Raw genomic sequence first — 20,000 nt, forward strand, 5'->3', positions numbered from 1 at the left:
AAGTGCCATACCTGCTATTTTTCCTACTACTGAAAGATCTCTTTTCGCTGTAATTCCTGCCATAGCACTACAGAAGAACATTGCTGCTGCAATTAAAAACACTGTAGCTATTGAAGAACTAGTATATAAAATAAATATAGCACTAAATGTTAATCCATTTAATATTGAATATACTATCAACAACCCTAGCATCTGTTCGCGTGATAATTTATTTATTTTTCTTCCCATGCTGACAACTATTAATATCTCTGCTCCAAATAAAACGAAAGGAATCATTCTATTTGAAAATATAATGTTAAGCATAGTTTGACTATTAGCCGTAATAAACGCAGTTACAAAAGTAATTAATAGCGCCATCCCCATATACATAAAAGTCTTATTTATAAAGTTGCTTTCACTTTTTTTATAAGTTACATCATTATACATACATTTATCCTCCTAATTTAAAACATTTTTAATAGTATAACACAAAAATAATAAAAAAAATTAACCTTGAATGGTTAATTAACATTAATTTAAAAAATTATGATTTTTCTGATTGAATATATAAAATTAAAAACTTTATATTCGATATTCCTTATTTATCCTAAAAATTAATAATGTTTATTCTTTAATATACATCTCTATCAAATCTCTTAAACCATTCCCCTTGATACATAAGATTTCCTGTATCACCTTCCATGATTATTCCATATTCTCTTCCACTCATTCTTAACTCCAGTCTTTGGCCAGCATCTGTTTCAAAAGCTACATAATAAGTTGTTGAAGTTCTTCTATGACTCATATTAGAATTACTTGAATTTAAATGTGATGATACATTTGTTCTTTTCCCTATTACTCTTACATGTTCTGTTAAAATAGGTTGCGATGCGTTTCTGGAGTAATTTGTTACCATTTTCAGTATGAAAATTATAAATATACATAACATCATTAAAGGTACTATTGAAAACATTAGATTGAACATACCCATACTTTATCCTCCTCTTTAAAAATTACGCCTATGAGGGTATAAGTCCTCATAGGCAATTAATTAACTTACTTTTCTTCCTCTTCTTTAACGTTAACAGTTTCTGCTTCAACTTTCACAACTTCTTCTTTCTCAGCTTTTTTCCCCGCAAAGTATGAAGGTAATTCTAAACCAGCTTGACTAAATACATCTTGAAGTGGTGGTACTGACTTCATCATTCCTGATAAGAAATTAGCTGTATTTGATCCACCTTCTCCATTAGCATTCATACTATCCCAAACTGTTACTTTATCTATCTTAATATTCTTAATAGCTTCAACTTGTAACTTAACAAGCTCAGGCAATCTATCTGCAATCATCATCATTACAGCATCTTGAGAGTTATTTCCGGATGCCTTAACAAGCTTTTCAAAACCTTCAGCTTGTTTTGATAGGATTTCCATTGCACCTTTAGCTTCTGCTTCCATTTTAAATAAAATAGCGTCAGCTTCACCCTTTGCTCTTCTTCTAATTTTTTCAGCTTCTGCTTCTGCTTCAATCTGAATTTTTTCTTTCTCTATTTCAGCTTTTACAATAACATCCGCTTGATAAGTAGCTCTTTCTTTCTCAGCACGAGCTCTTTCAGCACTTTGCTCGGAAGCATATGCCTCTTCTAAAGCTTTCGCTGTCTGAACTTTTTCTGCAGCTACAGCCATTCTCTCTGCTTCTGCTTCTTTTATTCTCTTATCAGATTCTGATTGAGCAATTGTAATTCTAGCAGTATTTTCACCCTCAACAGCTTTAGAATTTGCTCCTGATACTCTAATTCTTTCTTCTCTCTTAGCTTCTGCTTCACCGATAGCACCGTCTCTATTCTTCTCAGCAACGCTCTTCTTAGCATCATTTATTGCTTTAGCTGCTGCTTCTTTTCCAAGAGCATTAATATATCCTGATTCATCATTAATATCTGTAATATTAACGTTGATTAGTTTTAAACCAATCTTTTTCAATTCAGCGCCTACATTATCAGTGATGTTGGTTAAAAACTTATCTCTATCTGAGTTAATTTCTTCAATATCCATAGTAGCAATAACTAATCTTAACTGACCAAAAATAATATCTTTAGCTAAGTCTTGAATATTAGCTATTGATAATCCTAATAATCTCTCTGCAGCATTTGTCATAATTCCTTCTTCTACAGATATACCAACTGTAAATCTTGAAGGAACATCAACTCTAATATGCTGTTTACTTAATGCATTCTTAAGATTAACCTCAATTGACATAGGTGTAAGATCCAAAAATTGATAACTCTGAATAATAGGCATTACAAATGCCGCTCCACCATGTATACATTTAGCTGTTCTTGTTCCACCTTCTGAATTTTTACCTGTCTTACCATAGATAACTAATATTTTGTCTGATGGACACCTCTTATATCTTGATAAGAAGGCAATTACTGTGATAAATAATATTGCTGCAATTACTGATATTCCTATTATAAATCCCATACTTTACTCCCCTTTCAATGCTAATATTTTTTTAACTTGTAATACACCATCTTCTTGTACTCCAATAACTTCTACTTCTTCACCTGTTATAATCTCATCATCCACACTCACAGCTTCTAATTCTCTGAATGATCCTTGAACAATAAGATGTATACAGCCAACCCCCTCTCCTTTCTTTGGAATTTTTAGATATACTTTTCCCTTTTGCCCAATAGCATTATTTTTATCCATTAGCCCATTAGCTGTCGCCTTCATAAGCAGTGATAAAATTATTACTAATATCGCTACAACTAGTGAAGCTAATAATAGACTTAATATAAATGTAACTACAACACCTTTTCCGCTTTTTGTGAAAAGAATTCCACACCATGAGAAAATTGCAAAGAAATATATTATATTTCTAAGATTTATTATTCTCTTTCCTAGTGGAACCCTCATGCCATCCCCATCAAAGTCAAACCCGCTTGAATCTACGTCGCCAATTCCAACATCTTCAAAGTCAAATCCATTCTCTCCTATACCCAATAATAAAGCCCCGATTTGAATTATAAATAATACCGAAAACGGTATTGCTAAATACCAATATAGCTTTTCATTTATCGGTATACTCGCCCACCAAGTATTCATTACCCCACCCCTCCTACTTTTTGTAAAAATTATCCTATATTTACTATATCATATAGAATTAAATACCTCAACTATTATTTATTCCCTTTTAAAGTCATATTTGTTCCTTTTAAAAGAGTTTAACAAATTAACTTAATATTTCTTTGTTTATCTCATTATATCGTATGATTAACTATTTATTTATATAAAAAAAGATTTGAATTAATTCAAACCTCTTTTAATTAACTTTATCATTATTTTTGTTTGTATTGTACTCAATGTCTTTATATATGAAATCATTAATTATCTTTCCAACTGTTGGCTTATCACAATCAATTATCCATCCTTTATTCTCTAATAAAACGTTTGTGCTTAATTCTTTAGGTGGAATAGTCATCTGATTTATTTTTATATCTTTAAAGGAGTATATCATATATGATAATTTTAGCGCTTCATTAAACGATACATCGGTTTCAATTGATTTTAGTAACACTTTTGCTATGCTGGGATATTTAAATAAGGATAATTTTTTTGCCTTGTCTATTGTTATACCTACTATTTCTCTTTGTCTCTTACTTCTATCATATATTCCTTTTCCATTATGTCTCATTCTGGCATATGCTAGTGCTTGAGTTCCATTAAGATGATTCATTCCTATATTAACTACTTCTACTATATCTTTTTCTTTTAATCCATACATACAATTGTTTAAATCAACTATCTCCTTCTCATCTAGTTCTACATCTATCCCACCAATTATATTTATAATGTCTTTGAATGCTCCAAAATCAAGAACAGCATATTTATCAATTTTCACATTAAAGTTTCCTTCAACTGTTTTTCTCAGTAAATCTGCACCCCCATAAGCAAATGCATGATTTATTTTTTGTTCAGAATAACCTGGTATTTTAGCATATGTATCTCTCATAATTGATATGAGTTTAATATCGTTATCAGATTTATCAATGGAGAATATGATTATAGTATCCGATCTAGATTTCTTATCTCCCTCTCTAGCATCAGACCCAACTATCAATATATTCATAATATCTTCTTTTGCAGTCTCATATTCTTTTTCTATTGTCTTAGTATACTCATTTTTGGCCTTTGTAATTTCCATATCAGATATATTCTTTTTATTTTTTAATACTATATTTCCGTACTGTAAACCAATTATTCCATATGAAATTATAAACACACTAGTAAGTATTATAACTACTCCTATTAATATTTTTTTACTAAATTTCATGTAATCATCCTTTTTTATTAGTTCATTTCGAAAATCTCTTCTATCTCTTTTCTTATATCTATAAATGTAGAGTTATCTTCTTGTTTTATTATATCTGTTGTCTTTTTCTTCTTTAATTTTAATGGCCAATATCTACTCTTTTTAACATTAAATCTTTCATATTCATTCTCACAATATTTTTCATTATGTACAATAAAATTGTTTAAAACTTTACTATTCTTATTTATGTCATTTAAGAGCACCCACCCTTTATTTCTATACATTGTTCCATAACTCAATTTATCAGTTGGAATATATAATTGCTCCATATTATCTAGAGGAATTTTTGATACAGTATAAGCAACGTTTACAATATCATTTATTTTAAGATCAGCATCTATATATTGAAAGAAATCTTTTGCAATAAATGGATACTTCAGGAGAGATATATCTTTCAATTCCTCAATCAACGTGTTTACTACATATCGCTGTCGTTGTGTTCTGTCATAGCACCCTTTACCAACTTTTCTTATTCTTGAATATGCTAATGCTTGATATCCATTTAGTTTTTGTTCTCCTGGTGATTCTATTAACTTAATTTTTTCTTTAACTTCTTTTTTTTCATCAGTACTTAATTCATTATCTTCATCTATCTCTAAATATATACATCTATTAAGTTCTTTAATTTCCTTTTCCTTTACATCTATAGATATTCCACCAATAGAATCAATTATATTTTTAAAACCACCAAAATCTATAACTACATAGTTATCAATTGGAATATTATAATTATTTTCTAAAGTCTTTCTTAAAAGTTCTACTCCACCAAATGCATACGAATGATTAATTTTATCATAGTCATGATTAGGAATTTTAACATATGCATCTCTCATTATTGATGTAAACTTTAATTTATCTCTATTCTTATCTATACTCATAATCATTATTGCATCTGCTCTAGTAATTTTATCTCCCCCACGATCATCAATTCCCACAACCAAAATATTTTTAATCTCATTAATCATGTCATAATTAGTATCAATTACCCTTGCACTCTTCTGAGAACTTTTATTAATAGCCCTATCTTCTTTAATATTTTCATACATGTAGAATATTCCAATATAAATAATTACACTAAAAAAAACAATCCCCACTATACTTACTTGTATTAACTTTTTAATGTTATTCACACCCTTTTACACTCTTTTAACTATCTGATTATAGCTTATAAGAGTATTTTTAGTTATTCTAGAAAAAGTTATACAAAAAAAACCTTTCTCAATTATTTTGAGAAAGGTTTTTTTATCAATTTTATTCATACATATCTTTAGTTACATAATAAGTAACATGATCTCTCCATTCACCATCAATGAATAAATATTTTTTATTAATTCCTAACTTTTCAAACTTACATTTTTCTAGAACCTTTTGAGATTTAACATTATTAGTCATTGCTGAAGCCTCTACTCTATTTAACTCTAAATCTCTAAATGCATATCTAAGTATTAAATTTACAGCTTCTTGCATATAACCATATCCTTGATAATCAACATCTATCGAGTATCCTATACTAGCACTTTTAAACACCCCAAAAATAATATTAGATATCTTTATTCTTCCAATAAATTCATCATCTAAAAATATACCAAATGGAACACTCTTTCCATTTAAATACCCTACATAATCATCTATAAGAATTTCTCTTTGTGCTTCTAATGTAAAATATTCTGAATCTCTAAGTGGTTCATATGGCGCTAAATGCTCCTTATTTCTTATACAATACTCTGTATATTCTTCAGTAATCTCAGGAGTTAACAATCTTAATTCAATTCTAGGTCCAGCTATAGTGAATCTTCTCTTAGTTAACCCTTCTTCATAACAAAAACTATTGATTCCAAAAATTAATTGATTATATATATTACCATTAGCTTGATAAGCTTCTTCTAAAATACCTTCTAAAGCAAATCCATGATTTAAAAGTGTTACTATCTCAGTGTCTGGATTAACAATCAAAGATAATTTATTAAACTGTAATTCTTGAAATACATATTCTGATAATAAATCAATTATTTCATCTAATAATCTTTTTCTTTCTTCCTCTTTAAATACTCTTATCCTAATTATTGCAATCTTATCTTCTTTATTTAAATCAAGCTTTCTTACTATCCCTACATTTATACCATATTTATTCTTTATTATACTCTCTTTTTTTTGACTTCCTAAATCCTCTATTATTATATCTTTACCTTTAATCATATTAATTCTCCCTAATTGAATAAGATGTTCTTAAGCTTACAATTATTATAAATGATACACTGATAATTAAAGCTATTGGTATGAAATAAAACGCATTATATGACCCAATTATATCATTTAATTTACCAAATCCAAAACTTAATATCATTTTAACTCCAGATGATGCTGTAATAACTAGACCAATAACCGCTGAAGATTTTTCTTTAAAAAGATTACTTATTACTACAATAACTGTTGGATATACAATTGAATAGAAAAAGCCTGAAATTGAAACTAATATTAATAATTTATCTCCAATTATAATTCCTACAAAATATAATCCAATAGCACATAACATATAAATTATAATGCTTTTTAAATATCCAATTTTTTCAACTACAAAACCACCAACTAATCTACCTATTGTAAGCATTAAAAAGAATATTGACATGTAGTTACCACTCTTTTTAATAGAATAACCATAGTTTTGTCTTAAATAATTAATAAACCAACTTCCAGTTTCTAATTCTGAAAAAACATAAAATCCTAATGCAAATATGAGACATATTATTATAAACATTTCGTTTTTAGTATATTTTTTCTTCTCATCTTTATTATCGACCTTATCTGCCCTTGGTAAATCACTTTTAAATAAAAATATGATAAGTATAATAAAAATTATTGTTGAGTAAAAATATATATTTCTCCATGTAATATCATTATCCAACATTCTAGATCCGATAACTTGAGCTGATGATGCCCCTAGACCATAACAAAGATGAGTTAAGTTCATTAAAACTGCTTGAAAACCAATTGATATTAATGGAACAATCGTATTTATAGCTATACTTGTTAAAGCTAAACTAGTATTTAAAATAAACATACTTAAGTATAAAGTGTTTTTATTTCCAGTAAACTTAAGTAACACTAGTGATAATATCATAGTCATTAATCCTAAAATAAATACTCTCTTTTGCCCATATTTTTGACACAGTATACTTCCAATAAAGCTAAATATTAGATATGCAAAAGTACCTAGTCCATTAATAACTCCAATACCAGTGTCTGTAATTCCAAGATTATCTTTAAATAATGGTACAAAAAGTCCTTTAAAATTCTCAACTAATGCTATTGAAGTCATTATTGCAAAAATAAGCACTATAATACATATTTTTTTCTTATCTTTCACTTTTTCCCCTCCTATTCCTCCTAAAAATATTATAGCATTAAAAAAGAAGCACGCAATCAAAAATTACGTGCTTAGACTATGAAAAAAAGCCCAATCTCGGCGTCACTAAGGCTCTCTGTGCTGCTTGTTCGCCTTGCTTCTTGATCTTGGGCATTTTTTACAGTCTTAAACTCTGAAAATTAAAAACAGAGTTTCAGACAAAATATTATATTTGTTTTATTTTACAGTTCGTGTACAAAAATTCCACTTCTTAATTTTGGTTCGAACCATGTAGATTTAGGTGGCATTGTCTTATCTGCATCAGCAATATCCATTAAATCTTCCATAGTTGTAGGATACATTGAGAATGCAACCTTCATACCTTCATTAACTCTTCTTTCTAATTCTCCAAGTCCTCTAATTCCTCCAACAAAATCAATTCTTGGATTAGTTCTTGGATCATCTATTCCTAAAATAGGATTTAATAAATTATTTTGAAGTATAGCTACATCTAATCTATCTACAGGATCATTAGGATCAAAAGTACCTTCTTTAGCAGTTAACTTATACCATTTGTTATCTAAGAACATTCCATAAGTCTTCTGAGATTCTGGCTTATATTGACCTTCTCCCTTATACTCTTCTATGATGAATTTATCTTCAACTTTTTTCATAAACTCTTCAGAGCTATTTCCATTTAAATCTTTAACTACTCTATTATAATCCATTATATATAAATCTTCTTTAGGGAATATAACTGATAAGAAGTAGTTGAATTCCTCTTCTCCTGTATAATTAGGATTTTCTTTTCTTCTCATCATTCCAACTTTAACAGCAGATGCTGATCTGTGATGACCATCTGCAATATAAAGATAGTCTACTCCAGCAAATAATTCAGATAATCTATTAACTAACTCTTCATCGTTAATTACCCAAATGATTTGTTGAACATTATCTTCTTCAGATGTAAAGTTGTACTCAGCTTCATGATTTTCAACCCAATCATTTACGATTTTATCAATCTCAGCTCTGTTTCTGTAAGTTAAGAAAATTGGTCCAGTATTTGCATTTGTGTAATCAACATGATTAATTCTATCTTGTTCTTTTTCAGCTCTTGTAAATTCATGCTTTTTGATGATATTATTCATGTAATCATCAATTGACGCACATGCAACTATACCAGTTTGAGGTCTTCCATTCATAATTTGTCTATATATATACATGCAAGGTTTATTTTCTTGAATATAAGTTCCTTCTGAAATCATTTTTTGAAGATTTTCTTTAGCTTTCTCATATACAGGCTTACTGTGAACATCAATTCCTGGCTCTAAATCTACTTCTGGTTTATCTACGTGTAAGAATGAGTATGGATTACCCTTTACCATCTCTCTTGCCTCTTCTGAATTCATAACATCATATGGTAATGCTGCAACCTTGTCAACTAACTCTTTTGTAGGTCTAAATGCTTTAAATGGTCTTACTACTGCCATCGTATATTCCTCCTAGAAATAAATAGTTATATTATCATTGGTTTATATATTATTTTTTTGCAAACTCTTTTATAACTGCTATTGTTTCTTGCCCTATTCTCTTTTGAGCTTCTGCTGTTGAAGCACCAATATGAGGAGTTACACAAACTTTTGGATGATTAACTAATTCAATATTCTTAGTTGGTTCTTCTTCAAATACATCAAATGCAGCTCCTGCAAGCTTTCCTTCATTAAGAGCTTGAACTAAAGCTTTTTCATCTACAACTCCACCTCTAGCACAGTTAATTAAAAATGCAGTATTTTTCATTAACTCTAACTTCTCTTTGTTTATAGTTGGTCCATGCTCTTTAATAAATGGAATATGAAGAGAAACATAATCTGACTTTTGTAATAATGCATCAAGAGTACAGAACTCATAATTATCGTATCCTTCTGCTTTTCCAATTATATCAGTGTAGCAAATATTCATACCTAAAGCTTCTGCTCTTTTAGCAGTTTCTTTTGATATTCTTCCAAATCCAACTAAACCTAATGTCTTCCCTGCAAGTTCTACACCTTTATATGATTTCTTTTCCCACTTGCCATCTCTCATAGTAACATTTGCAATACCAATATGTCTTGAAACTGCAAACATATGTCCAATTGCTAATTCAGCAACTGATGCACTACTTGAGTTAGGAGTATTTCTAACTTTTATACCCTTTTCTTCAGCATATCTATGATCTATATTATCAATTCCAACTCCAGCTCTAATTATTAGCTTAAGTTTTCCTTTTAATGCTTCATCAATAATTGGTTTTCTTATTTTAGTTTTTGATCTAATAACTACAACATCAAATGATTGTAGAGCTTCTCCTAACATTTCTGGTTCATAATATTGCTCTACTACCTCATTACCCATATCTCTAAGTTGCTGAGCAGCATCCTTATCCATTCCATCAGTTACTAATATTCTTAACATGAGAATACCTCCTAAATAACATTAATATGAATATACAGTTCATATAGATTAATAATATGAACTGTATATTATTCTAGCAGCTTTTTCTACTACTTAAGGTCTAATATCTCTTCAATAATAGCAAGTAATTCTTTAAGTTCTTCTGGAGTTGTTTCAGCCATATGTGCGATTCTGAATGTTTTATTCTTCATCTTTCCATAACCATTAGAAATCATATAGCCTCTTTCTCCTAATTTCTTATTTAATTCTCCTACATCAATTCCCTTAGTATTTTCTATGTTAGTTAATGTTTGAGACATGTAATCTTTATTTGGGAAAATTGCAAAGTGCTTTTCAGCCCAAGCTCTAACAATTTTTGCCCCTTCTAAATGTCTATTATATCTATTTTCTAAGCCCTCTTCATTTACGATTAAATCTAATTGATAATCTAGAGCAAACATATGTGCTAATGAAGGAGTTGATGGATATTGGTGATCTTTCTTTTGGATTGTCTCATATAAATTTAATAAATCAAAGTACATTCCTCTAAATTCAACTTCCTTAGCTCTCTCAACTGCTTTCTTTGACATTGAGCAAATTGCTAATCCAGCTGGAAGACCTAAAGCTTTTTGAGTAGAAGTCATAACAATATCAATTCCCCACTCGTCTGCTTTAATTTCTACACCCGCAGCACAACTTACAGTGTCCACACAAACAACAACTTCTGGATACTTCTTATAAACCTTAGATAACTCTTCCATATTATTCATAACACCTGTTGATGTTTCATTCATGGTAATTGTTATTAAATCATATAATCCTGTTGCTAACGCTTCTTCAATCATTTCTGGAGTTGTTGGTTGACCCCATTCTGATTCATACTTATCAGCTGGTACATTATTAACTTTCGCCATATCATACCATCTATTACCAAATGCTCCTACTGAAAATACTGCAGCTCTTTTAGCAGTACATGAACGGATTGCTCCTTCCATTAATCCACTTCCAGAACTAGTTGATAACATTATCTGCTCTTTAGTTCCAAATACTTTCTGCATTTTTTCGCTAATTCTTCTTTGTAAGTCTGATGCCTCTTTTGTTCTATGGCCTATTTGAGGCGTAGCCATTTTCTGTAGTACATCTTCTCTAACATCTACTGGTCCTGGTATAAATAATCTCTTATGCATAATACACCCTCCAAGGTTTTACAAATAATTTAATTAAAAAAAATTTTCAAAATTCATATTCATTTTAACATTTTGCAAGTAATTTCTCAACATCTTAAATTTAAAATTTTTTTCTTTCTTTTTAAAAAACAAACAACTCTATTCAGAATTTTTATTCATTTCCGAAATAAAGTTGTTCATGGTTCAACTATTTAAATATTAAAACAAATTTCTTTAAATATTAATAGATGAATTTTTAAGCAAAAAGTCTTAATAAGACATACTTGATAAAACTTCATCATATAGGTTTACTTGGCAAACATTGTTAGAAAGATTCTTGCAATTTGTACAGCTTTTGCAATGTTCACTTCCTACCGCTGAAGTTAATCCACTTTCAGTAGGTGTATAACCATGACAATTTGTTGCAACAGACATCATGTTTTCTAAGCTTCCTATAGTATCCATACTCAACCTCCTAATGTAATTGAATTTTTTCTTTAATCTCGTCGAATAAATCCTTTTCACATTTTCTTCTAATATAGTGGACACAATTACTACAACTTTCTGTAGTAGATCCCAAACTCATACCTGAAAACATCTGAGAGTATAAATATCTCGGATGATATCCAGGGCAATTTTGGGCTACCGTCATTTTTAAATCTTCTGAAACCACAGCATCACTCCCAAATCATTACTGCATATGGACTATAAAATAACAGTCAATATATTTAATACTTAAAATTAGTATTTCAATAATCTTTACTTCTTATTCGTAATAAATCTCTCTTTATATTCTTTATTATTCACTGTTATTAATATAAAAGCTTTTATAGAATTCTCATAATAAAATTCCATAATATACATGTTGAATTTTTGAAACCTAAAATCATTTAAAACGTATATATATTATAATGAGTTTTGATTACTATGTTCAGTAATTAAAGTATTAGCTTAATAAATTTATAATATTGCTAAAACTTAATATTTCTTGAGTTCAACTCCTGTTAAATATTGTAGATTTATTAAGTGATGGTAGGCTTGAGGCAAAAAAAAATTGCATTTCTAATAAGAAATGCAATTTTTTATTTTATAAATTATAAATTTTTGAATATTTATCATTTAGATATTCTATGAAATATTTAGCATGTAATTCTTCACCTGTGATATTACAAACTAATTCACTAGGAGAATATACTGCTCCATGTTTATGAACATTATCTCTTAACCATTTAAGTATTGATTCAAAATTACCATTTTCGATTTCTTCTAGCATTTTAGGATTATCGCTAATTATTTTATTTCTAAATTGGGCAGCATATAAATTTCCTAATGCATAACTAGGGAAATATCCAAAAGACCCATCTGACCAATGCATATCTTGAAGGATTCCTTCACTATCATGGTCAGGTATTACACCTAAGTACTCTTCATATTTTTTGTTCCACATATCTTTTAAGTTATTTATTTCAACTTCTTCATTAAATATAGCTTTTTCTATTTCATATCTTATTATTATATGTAGACAATACGTAAGTTCATCCGCATCTATTCTTATTAAAGATGGTTCTACCCTATTTATTTGTTGATAAAATTCATCGAAATCCATATTTTTAATATCCTCAAAGTAATCTTGAAGATCCTTATAATAGTATTTCCAAAACTCCTTGCTTTGTCCTATAATATTTTCATAAAATAATGATTGTGATTCATGTATTCCCATTGAGGCACCATCACTTAATCCTTTATTATATAATTCCTCTTTAAATCCTTGTTCATATAATGCATGTCCACATTCATGGATACATCCAAGTACTGCTGGTCTTAAATCTTTCTCATTATAGTGAGTAGTTATTCTTACATCACCATATCCTAAATTAATTGTATATGGATGTACACTCTTATCTAATCTTCCACCATCAAAATCAAATCCTAAATCTTTTATAACTTTCAAACTAAATTCTTTCTGTTTTTCTATTGGATAATTTCCAATAAGCTTATCTTTATTTTCTTTTCTACTTTTCCTTATTTTATTTAATAATTCCATTATTCCATTTTTCAACTCTTCAAATAGCTTATCTAATTTATCAACTGTCATTCCTTTTTCAAATTCATCTAAAAGAGTATCGTATTTATTCCCTTTATTTCCTATAAAATCTATATATTCTTTTTTCATATTTATTACTTTCTCTAAATGGGGTTTGAATATTTCAAAGTCCTTTTTCTCTTTTGCTTCTTCCCACGCAACTTGCGATTTAGAACTTATTACAGCATACTCATGTACTTTTTCTTCAGGAATTTTAGTTGCTTTTTCATATTCTTTTTTAATTTCTCTGTACATTGCTTTATCAATAACATCTAACTCTTCATACTTAATTTCATCCAATAATTCTTTTACAGAATCACTTGTCATTAATTTATGTACTTCTGTTGATGCAAATCCTAAAAGTTCACTTCTATAATCTATTGATTTTTTTGGTGCATTCACACTCATATCCCAATACATTATAGAGCTCATTGAATTAAAATACCCCATTTTTTTAATTATTTCTTTTAACTTACTCACTGAATCTTTCATAATTATTCCCCCTACCTTATTGTTGATTCTGTTTCCCTACAATACCTTACTATTAAACATTCCCCAAGATTTCTAGGACATTTTACACATAAACAATCACTTTTATTTCCATCGCAGTTTTTTTGTGTATAATCCGAACATCTTAAACAGTTAATTGATATCATTACATTCGTCCTTTCTTTCAATCCATGTTGTAACGATTCATATACTTAATATATAATATAATTATAATATATTTTTACATTATATATTATAAAAATTTATGAACTAGTTATGATTATATTATATCAGTTTTTTTATTATTATTTTAATTAGAGGAGGAATTTAATGGAGGTAACCACGAATAAGAAGATGCCGAGGAAAATTAAGAGGAAAATGTACTTTGCGTACTATTTGATGTTACTATACTACTTGATCTTTATCATTATAGGTCTTATATTTGATACCCCTAGCAATATACTTCAAGGACTTAAAAATATACTCTTTGAATCTAATCTACTTTTAACTGATTATATTGAATTAGGCGGTATTGGGGCCGCATTCATTAATTCAGGAGTACTTTCAATTCTCTGCATTTTACTTTTATTTTATCAAGGTATTAAACCTAATGGAGCAACTATAGCCGCACTTTGGCTTATTAGTGGTTTTGCGTTTTTTGGCAAAAATATTATTAATGTATGGCCTGGTATTTTTGGCGTATGGTTGTATTCTAAGTATCAAAAAGAACCATTTTTAAACTATGTCTTAATAGCTCTTTTTGGCACAACCCTATCACCCGCAGTTAATGAATTAATTCTAATGGGGATTTTTTCAGTACCAGTATCAATATTTTTAGGTGTTTTAATAAGTGTTTTCATGGGATTTATTCTTCCACCACTTGCATCATATTGTATTAGACTTCATCAAGGTTATAGTTTATATAATATAGGATTTGCAGCTGGTTTATTGGGTACTTTATTAATGTCTATATTACGTTCTTTTGGAATAGAATTTAATAGTAGATTATTGTGGTCTACGGGTAATAATACACTTTTCGCTATACTTTTACTATTTATGTTTATATCCTTATTAATTATTGGTTATGTACAGAATGGTTATTCATTTAAACATTTAGATAAAATTGTTGATCAGCCTGGTAGATTGGTTACTGATTTCTTTTTAATTTACGGGAAAGGCCCAACATTTATTAATATGGCAGTTCTCGGTATACTCTGTACACTTTTAGTTATATTTATAGGAGGGGATCTTAATGGTCCTGTAATAGGTGGAATTTTTACAATAGTAGGATTTGGAGCATTTGGTAAACACTTATTTAATGTTACTCCTGTCATCTTTGGTGCTTTATTAGCTGGTGCTCTAAAAGGCGGTGTTACCTCAGCAGGAATCTTATTAGCTATATTATTCTGTACAACTCTAGCTCCAATATCAGGACATTTTGGATCTATATTTGGAGTTCTTGCTGGTTTCTTACATGTTTGTGTTGTAAGTAATGTAGGTTATTTGCATGGTGGAATGAACCTATATAATAATGGGTTCGCTGGTGGCCTTGTTGCAATTATCCTTGTGCCTATTATAACTTCATTTAAAACTAAAATGCATTCAGCTGTTGATGAACCATCACATAAAGTTATAAGTAAAATATTATCTAAAGGATCTACGAAGGGAGGCAACTCCAATTAATTGGAGTAAAAATTATGAAGCATATTTATCAAAAGAATATAAAAGTAATTGATGAACTTATGAGTTTTTGCTATAAATATGGTGCTACAGATATCCATATTGATGTTAAGTATGAAAATGAATCTTTCTTCATAGAAGTTGAATCACAAATTTTTAACCTTTCACAAGAAATTTTAGAAATTACAAATAGATTGTTATCTGCTCCTAGATGCCATGAAATGGAATCTTATTATTGGGGGCTTTCAGGAGATGATGATACTGATACAGAGCTAACATTAGTAGGTATGATGAGTGATGAAGCTCATATAGATTACTGTCCTAAAACTGGTAAGATGCAAATTAAAATCGTTAGGCATATATAAAAAGCATGGGTTACCATGCTTTTTTATTTATAAACATAAATAGAATTATGTTATCCATACACACAAAAAAAACTGCCACTTAATATGTGCCAGTCTGTTGTTTATTATTTAGTATTTTCTTAATTATATTTTTTCCAATTCTATTTTCTTTCATATGACTTAATGCTTCATTTATCGGTATCCACATAACGTCTTCTACTTCAGCAGATTTTTTAATCTCACCGCTTTTATAATCAGCAACATATGTAATCATAAGGATTTCTTTATTCTCTATAAAATCACTACCTAAATATCTAATGTTCTCAACTTCAATACCAGCTTCTTCTCTTACTTCTCTTTCAACAGTATCTTCAACTTTCTCATTTTGACCTACATATCCAGAAACAAGAACTTTAGAATTTTTAAATATATAGCTCTGTTTAAGTAATAGTACTTCATTCCCTTTTATAACCGCAACAACAACACATGGTTTTGGTGTATCAAAAAACATCATGTCATGCTTCTCACAATAAGGTATATATCCTTCGTCCCAGCTATATTTATCTATAAGTTTTTCACCACATAATGGGCAGAATTCAAATTTCATATTATCCTCCAATTATAATCTAACTTCTATTTCATTACTTAATATAACCTCATCTTCTTTCACAATACATTCATATGCCATTATATCAACACCAACTTCATTTGCTTCTATTAACGCTTTTGAAAACTCTTCATCTCTCTCCTTATTAGGAGTAAAATATTTTGCACCACTCAGTTGCACAACAAATAATACCCCTGCTCCTATACCATTCTTTTTTAATTCTATTAACTCTCTTAGATGTTTAGCGCCTCTCTTTGTTGGTGCATCTGGAAACATTACTACTCCATCTTCTTCTAAGGTAACTCCCTTTACTTCTAAATAATACTCATTAAAATCATTTTTTAAATAGAAATCAAATCTACTATTTCCATGTTTCTTCTCTTTATTTATCTGATCATATTCTTTTAATTTTTCAATTTTTTTATTAAATAACGCTTCATATACTATTTTATTTGGAGCTTGTGAATCAATGTTAATAAGTGTATTACCTTTAAATACAGATATTAAATCATATGGAGTCTTCCTACCTGGTGTCTTTCCTTCTCTCAGTATTACCCTAACACCCTCAATTAATAGCTCTTTACATCTCCCTGTATTGGGAACATGAGCTATAATCTCTTTTTCATTTAGTTTTACATGTGCTATAAATCTATTTGGCCTTTTAATAAACTCAGCCGCAACAATATTAGAATCAAATCTCATAAAATCACCATCTTTAAAGTTATTCACACTTGATTGAATTTATCCACAGTTTTTTTAAAATTATCACCAAATCACATGTGTATTGTTTATAATTATATCACACTTATTATGGTTTTAATACTGTGGATAAACCTTATTGATACTTAGTGTTATTATCTGTGGATAAATAAAAAACGATTCCTAGTTCTGTATATAACCCTATTGTTGATTTCCTGGAACTCTCGTTGCTGAGCACCATCCTTAAAAAAGTATAAAAAAAAAGTACACTGTTGTGTACTTTTTGGCTGGGATAGCAGGATTCGAACCTGCGCGTGACGGAGTCAAAGTCCGTTGCCTTACCGCTTGGCGATATCCCAAAATAATGGTACGCCTTAAGAGATTCGAACTCCCGACCTACGGCTTAGAAGGCCGTTGCTCTATCCAGCTGAGCTAAAGACGCATATTATAATGGAGCGGGTGATGGGAATCGAACCCACGCTACCAGCTTGGAAGGCTGGAGTTCTACCATTGAACTACACCCGCATGGTGTATATATGGAGCGGTAAACGAGGCTCGAACTCGCGACCTCCACCTTGGCAAGGTGGCGCTCTACCAACTGAGCTATTACCGCATATGTGGTGCAGGTGAAGGGAGTCGAACCCTTACACCCGAAGGCGCTAGATCCTAAGTCTAGTGCGTCTGCCAATTCCGCCACACCTGCACATTACCTGGCAACGTCTTACTCTCCCACACCGTCTCCAGTGCAGTACCATCAGCGCTGTGAAGCTTAACAATCCTGTTCGGAATGGGAAGGTGTGTAACCTTCACGCCATTATTACCAGATATCATTTTGTTTGAAGGATGTTCCTTCAAAATTGCACAAAGTAAGTTAAGATTAAGTCTTCGATCTATTAGTACTGGTCAGCTACATGTGTTACCACACTTACACCTCCAGCCTATCAACCTTGTGTTCTTCAAGGGATCTTATTGCACTAGGCAGGGAAATCTAATCTTGAGGTGGGCTTCACGCTTAGATGCCTTCAGCGTTTATCCCTTCCCGACATAGCTACCCAGCGGTGCCGCTGACGCGACAACTGGTACACCAGAGGTCAGTCCATCCCGGTCCTCTCGTACTAAGGACAGCTCCTCTCAAATTTCCTACGCCCGCGGCGGATAGGGACCGAACTGTCTCACGACGTTCTGAACCCAGCTCGCGTGCCGCTTTAATGGGCGAACAGCCCAACCCTTGGGACCAGCTACAGCCCCAGGATGCGACGAGCCGACATCGAGGTGCCAAACCTCCCCGTCGATGTGGACTCTTGGGGGAGATAAGCCTGTTATCCCCGAGGTAGCTTTTATCCGTTGAGCGATGGCCCTCCCACGAGGTACCACCGGATCACTAAGTCCGACTTTCGTCCCTGCTCCACTTGTAGGTGTCGCAGTCAGGCTCCCTTCTGCCTTTGCACTCTTCGCGCGATTTCCGACCGCGCTGAGGGAACCTTTGAGCGCCTCCGTTACTTTTTAGGAGGCGACCGCCCCAGTCAAACTGCCCACCTAGCAATGTCCGATGACCAGATTCATGGCCACTCGTTAGAATTCCAGTACTGCCAGGGTGGTATCCCAAGGACGACTCCACTGAAGCTAACGCCCCAGTTTCCTAGTCTCCCACCTATCCTGTACAGACAATACCGAAATTCAATGCTAAGCTACAGTAAAGCTCTACGGGGTCTTTCCGTCCAACCGCGGGTAACCAGCATCTTCACTGGTACTACAATTTCACCGGATTTACTGTTGAGACAGTGCCCAAATCATTACGCCATTCGTGCGGGTCGGAACTTACCCGACAAGGAATTTCGCTACCTTAGGACCGTTATAGTTACGGCCGCCGTTTACTGGGGCTTAAGTTCACACCTTCGCTTACGCTAAGTGATCCCCTTAACCTTCCAGCACCGGGCAGGCGTCAGCCCCTATACATCATCTTACGATTTAGCAGAGACCTGTGTTTTTGGTAAACAGTTGTTTGGGCCTATTCACTGCGGCCTACTCTCGTAGGCACCCCTTCTCCCGAAGTTACGGGGTCAATTTGCCGAGTTCCTTAACAGTAATTCTTCCGCCGGCCTTAGGATTCTCTCCTCACCTACCTGTGTCGGTTTGCGGTACGGGCACCAAACTCCTCCTTAGAGGCTTTTCTTGGCAGCGTGGAATCAGATGCTTCGCCGTAAACGGCTCCCCATCACGCCTCAGCCTTAAGATCAGACGGATTTGCCTATCTGATCAGCCTAAACGCTTAGACGCACTCTTTCAGTCGTGCGCTCATCCTATCCTCCTGCGTCACCCCGTCGTCAAACGGAGTTTGGTGGTACAGGAATATCAACCTGTTGTCCATCGCCTACGCCTTTCGGCCTCGGCTTAGGTCCCGACTAACCCTGGGAGGACGAGCCTTCCCCAGGAAACCTTAGGTATTCGGCCTGTAGGATTCTCACCTACATCTCGCTACTTATGCCAACATTCTCACTCCTGTACGGTCCACCGCTCCTTACGGTACGACTTCAGCCCATACAGGAAGCTCCTCTACCACTCTTTCGAGTCCATAGCTTCGGTGGTAAGTTTTAGCCCCGGACATTTTCGGCGCAGGATCTCTTGACTAGTGAGCTATTACGCACTCTTTAAATGAATGGCTGCTTCTAAGCCAACATCCTAGTTGTCTTGGAAATCCCACATCCTTTACCACTTAACTTACACTTTGGGACCTTAGCTGATGGTCTGGGCTCTTTCCCTTTCGAAAATGTATCTTATCATTCATAATCTGACTGCCTGGATAAAAGT

At 31.9% G+C, this 20,000-nt stretch carries 18 protein-coding genes, 5 tRNA genes and 2 rRNA genes (2 of these 25 running past the window's edge); 2 read left to right on the forward strand and 23 right to left on the reverse strand.

Features of this window, described 5'->3' with window-relative positions; all coding sequences use genetic code 11:
- The 14 genes from OW730_RS01605 to OW730_RS01670 form a co-directional block, all read right to left on the reverse strand.
- Positions 1-426 carry the 5' portion of a Bax inhibitor-1/YccA family protein gene (locus OW730_RS01605; RefSeq protein ID WP_271227388.1) on the reverse strand. The gene continues 258 nt to the left of window position 1, outside the view, so 426 of the gene's 684 nt are visible here — the first part of the coding sequence; it begins with the start codon at positions 424-426; the stop codon falls past the left edge of the window.
- 184 nt (positions 427-610) lie between these two features.
- Positions 611-970, reverse strand: a complete 360-nt coding sequence (locus OW730_RS01610; protein WP_271227389.1) for a DUF2500 domain-containing protein — start codon at positions 968-970, stop codon at positions 611-613.
- A 65-nt stretch (positions 971-1,035) separates the two neighbouring features.
- Positions 1,036-2,457 carry a flotillin family protein gene (locus OW730_RS01615; protein ID WP_271227390.1) on the reverse strand — a complete coding sequence of 474 codons (1,422 nt, stop codon included), beginning with the start codon at positions 2,455-2,457 and terminating at the stop codon, positions 1,036-1,038.
- Between the two features lie 3 nt (positions 2,458-2,460).
- The gene (locus OW730_RS01620) at positions 2,461-3,084 is read right to left on the reverse strand and encodes a hypothetical protein (RefSeq protein ID WP_271227391.1); all 624 of its coding nucleotides are present in this window, start codon (positions 3,082-3,084) and stop codon (positions 2,461-2,463) included.
- A gap of 217 nt (positions 3,085-3,301) precedes the next feature.
- Complete coding sequence (locus tag OW730_RS01625) at positions 3,302-4,312, reverse strand: LCP family protein (protein WP_271227392.1); 1,011 nt, start codon at positions 4,310-4,312, stop codon at positions 3,302-3,304.
- 17 nt (positions 4,313-4,329) lie between these two features.
- Complete coding sequence (locus tag OW730_RS01630; protein WP_271227393.1) at positions 4,330-5,481, reverse strand: LCP family protein; 1,152 nt, start codon at positions 5,479-5,481, stop codon at positions 4,330-4,332.
- A 121-nt stretch (positions 5,482-5,602) separates the two neighbouring features.
- Positions 5,603-6,547: a GNAT family N-acetyltransferase gene (locus OW730_RS01635; RefSeq protein ID WP_271227394.1), complete on the reverse strand. Its 945-nt coding sequence runs from the start codon at positions 6,545-6,547 to the stop codon at positions 5,603-5,605.
- A 1-nt stretch (position 6,548) separates the two neighbouring features.
- The gene (locus OW730_RS01640) at positions 6,549-7,715 is read right to left on the reverse strand and encodes an MFS transporter (protein WP_271227395.1); all 1,167 of its coding nucleotides are present in this window, start codon (positions 7,713-7,715) and stop codon (positions 6,549-6,551) included.
- Between the two features lie 221 nt (positions 7,716-7,936).
- The gene (locus tag OW730_RS01645; protein ID WP_271227396.1) at positions 7,937-9,184 is read right to left on the reverse strand and encodes a DUF1015 domain-containing protein; all 1,248 of its coding nucleotides are present in this window, start codon (positions 9,182-9,184) and stop codon (positions 7,937-7,939) included.
- A 49-nt stretch (positions 9,185-9,233) separates the two neighbouring features.
- Positions 9,234-10,145, reverse strand: coding sequence for a D-2-hydroxyacid dehydrogenase (locus tag OW730_RS01650; protein WP_271227397.1), 912 nt, complete (start codon positions 10,143-10,145; stop codon positions 9,234-9,236).
- An 89-nt stretch (positions 10,146-10,234) separates the two neighbouring features.
- Complete coding sequence (locus OW730_RS01655; protein WP_271227398.1) at positions 10,235-11,311, reverse strand: pyridoxal-phosphate-dependent aminotransferase family protein; 1,077 nt, start codon at positions 11,309-11,311, stop codon at positions 10,235-10,237.
- 249 nt (positions 11,312-11,560) lie between these two features.
- A complete protein-coding gene (locus tag OW730_RS01660) occupies positions 11,561-11,755 on the reverse strand; it encodes a hypothetical protein (RefSeq protein WP_271227399.1) in 195 nt (64 codons plus the stop codon).
- Between the two features lie 10 nt (positions 11,756-11,765).
- The gene (locus tag OW730_RS01665) at positions 11,766-11,963 is read right to left on the reverse strand and encodes a hypothetical protein (protein ID WP_271227400.1); all 198 of its coding nucleotides are present in this window, start codon (positions 11,961-11,963) and stop codon (positions 11,766-11,768) included.
- A 414-nt stretch (positions 11,964-12,377) separates the two neighbouring features.
- Positions 12,378-13,865: a carboxypeptidase M32 gene (locus OW730_RS01670; RefSeq protein WP_271227401.1), complete on the reverse strand. Its 1,488-nt coding sequence runs from the start codon at positions 13,863-13,865 to the stop codon at positions 12,378-12,380.
- 327 nt (positions 13,866-14,192) lie between these two features.
- On the opposite strand from OW730_RS01670, the gene OW730_RS01675 reads away from it, so the two are divergent.
- A complete protein-coding gene (locus tag OW730_RS01675) occupies positions 14,193-15,545 on the forward strand; it encodes a DUF1576 domain-containing protein (protein ID WP_271227402.1) in 1,353 nt (450 codons plus the stop codon).
- Positions 15,546-15,559: 14 nt separating this feature from the next.
- Positions 15,560-15,907, forward strand: a complete 348-nt coding sequence (locus tag OW730_RS01680; RefSeq protein WP_271227403.1) for a hypothetical protein — start codon at positions 15,560-15,562, stop codon at positions 15,905-15,907.
- Positions 15,908-15,986: 79 nt separating this feature from the next.
- Here OW730_RS01680 and OW730_RS01685 read toward each other — a convergent pair whose 3' ends face one another.
- The 9 genes from OW730_RS01685 to OW730_RS01725 form a co-directional block, all read right to left on the reverse strand.
- Complete coding sequence (locus tag OW730_RS01685) at positions 15,987-16,493, reverse strand: NAD(+) diphosphatase (protein ID WP_271227404.1); 507 nt, start codon at positions 16,491-16,493, stop codon at positions 15,987-15,989.
- 12 nt (positions 16,494-16,505) lie between these two features.
- Positions 16,506-17,195 (reverse strand): DNA/RNA nuclease SfsA, encoded by a 690-nt coding sequence (sfsA, locus tag OW730_RS01690; RefSeq protein WP_271229498.1) that lies wholly within the window; start codon positions 17,193-17,195, stop codon positions 16,506-16,508.
- 281 nt (positions 17,196-17,476) lie between these two features.
- Positions 17,477-17,551: transfer RNA gene (locus OW730_RS01695), tRNA-Gln, on the reverse strand.
- A gap of 6 nt (positions 17,552-17,557) precedes the next feature.
- Positions 17,558-17,634 (reverse strand) — tRNA-Arg (locus OW730_RS01700).
- A 9-nt stretch (positions 17,635-17,643) separates the two neighbouring features.
- A tRNA-Gly gene (locus OW730_RS01705) sits at positions 17,644-17,717 on the reverse strand.
- Positions 17,718-17,729: 12 nt separating this feature from the next.
- Positions 17,730-17,805: transfer RNA gene (locus OW730_RS01710), tRNA-Gly, on the reverse strand.
- 5 nt (positions 17,806-17,810) lie between these two features.
- Positions 17,811-17,895: transfer RNA gene (locus OW730_RS01715), tRNA-Leu, on the reverse strand.
- A gap of 5 nt (positions 17,896-17,900) precedes the next feature.
- A 5S ribosomal RNA gene (gene rrf / locus OW730_RS01720) occupies positions 17,901-18,017 on the reverse strand.
- A gap of 48 nt (positions 18,018-18,065) precedes the next feature.
- Positions 18,066-20,000, reverse strand: a 23S ribosomal RNA gene (locus tag OW730_RS01725) (it continues 965 nt past the right edge of the window).

This window comes from Oceanirhabdus sp. W0125-5 (assembly GCF_027938815.1).
GTDB lineage: Bacteria > Bacillota > Clostridia > Clostridiales > Clostridiaceae > Oceanirhabdus.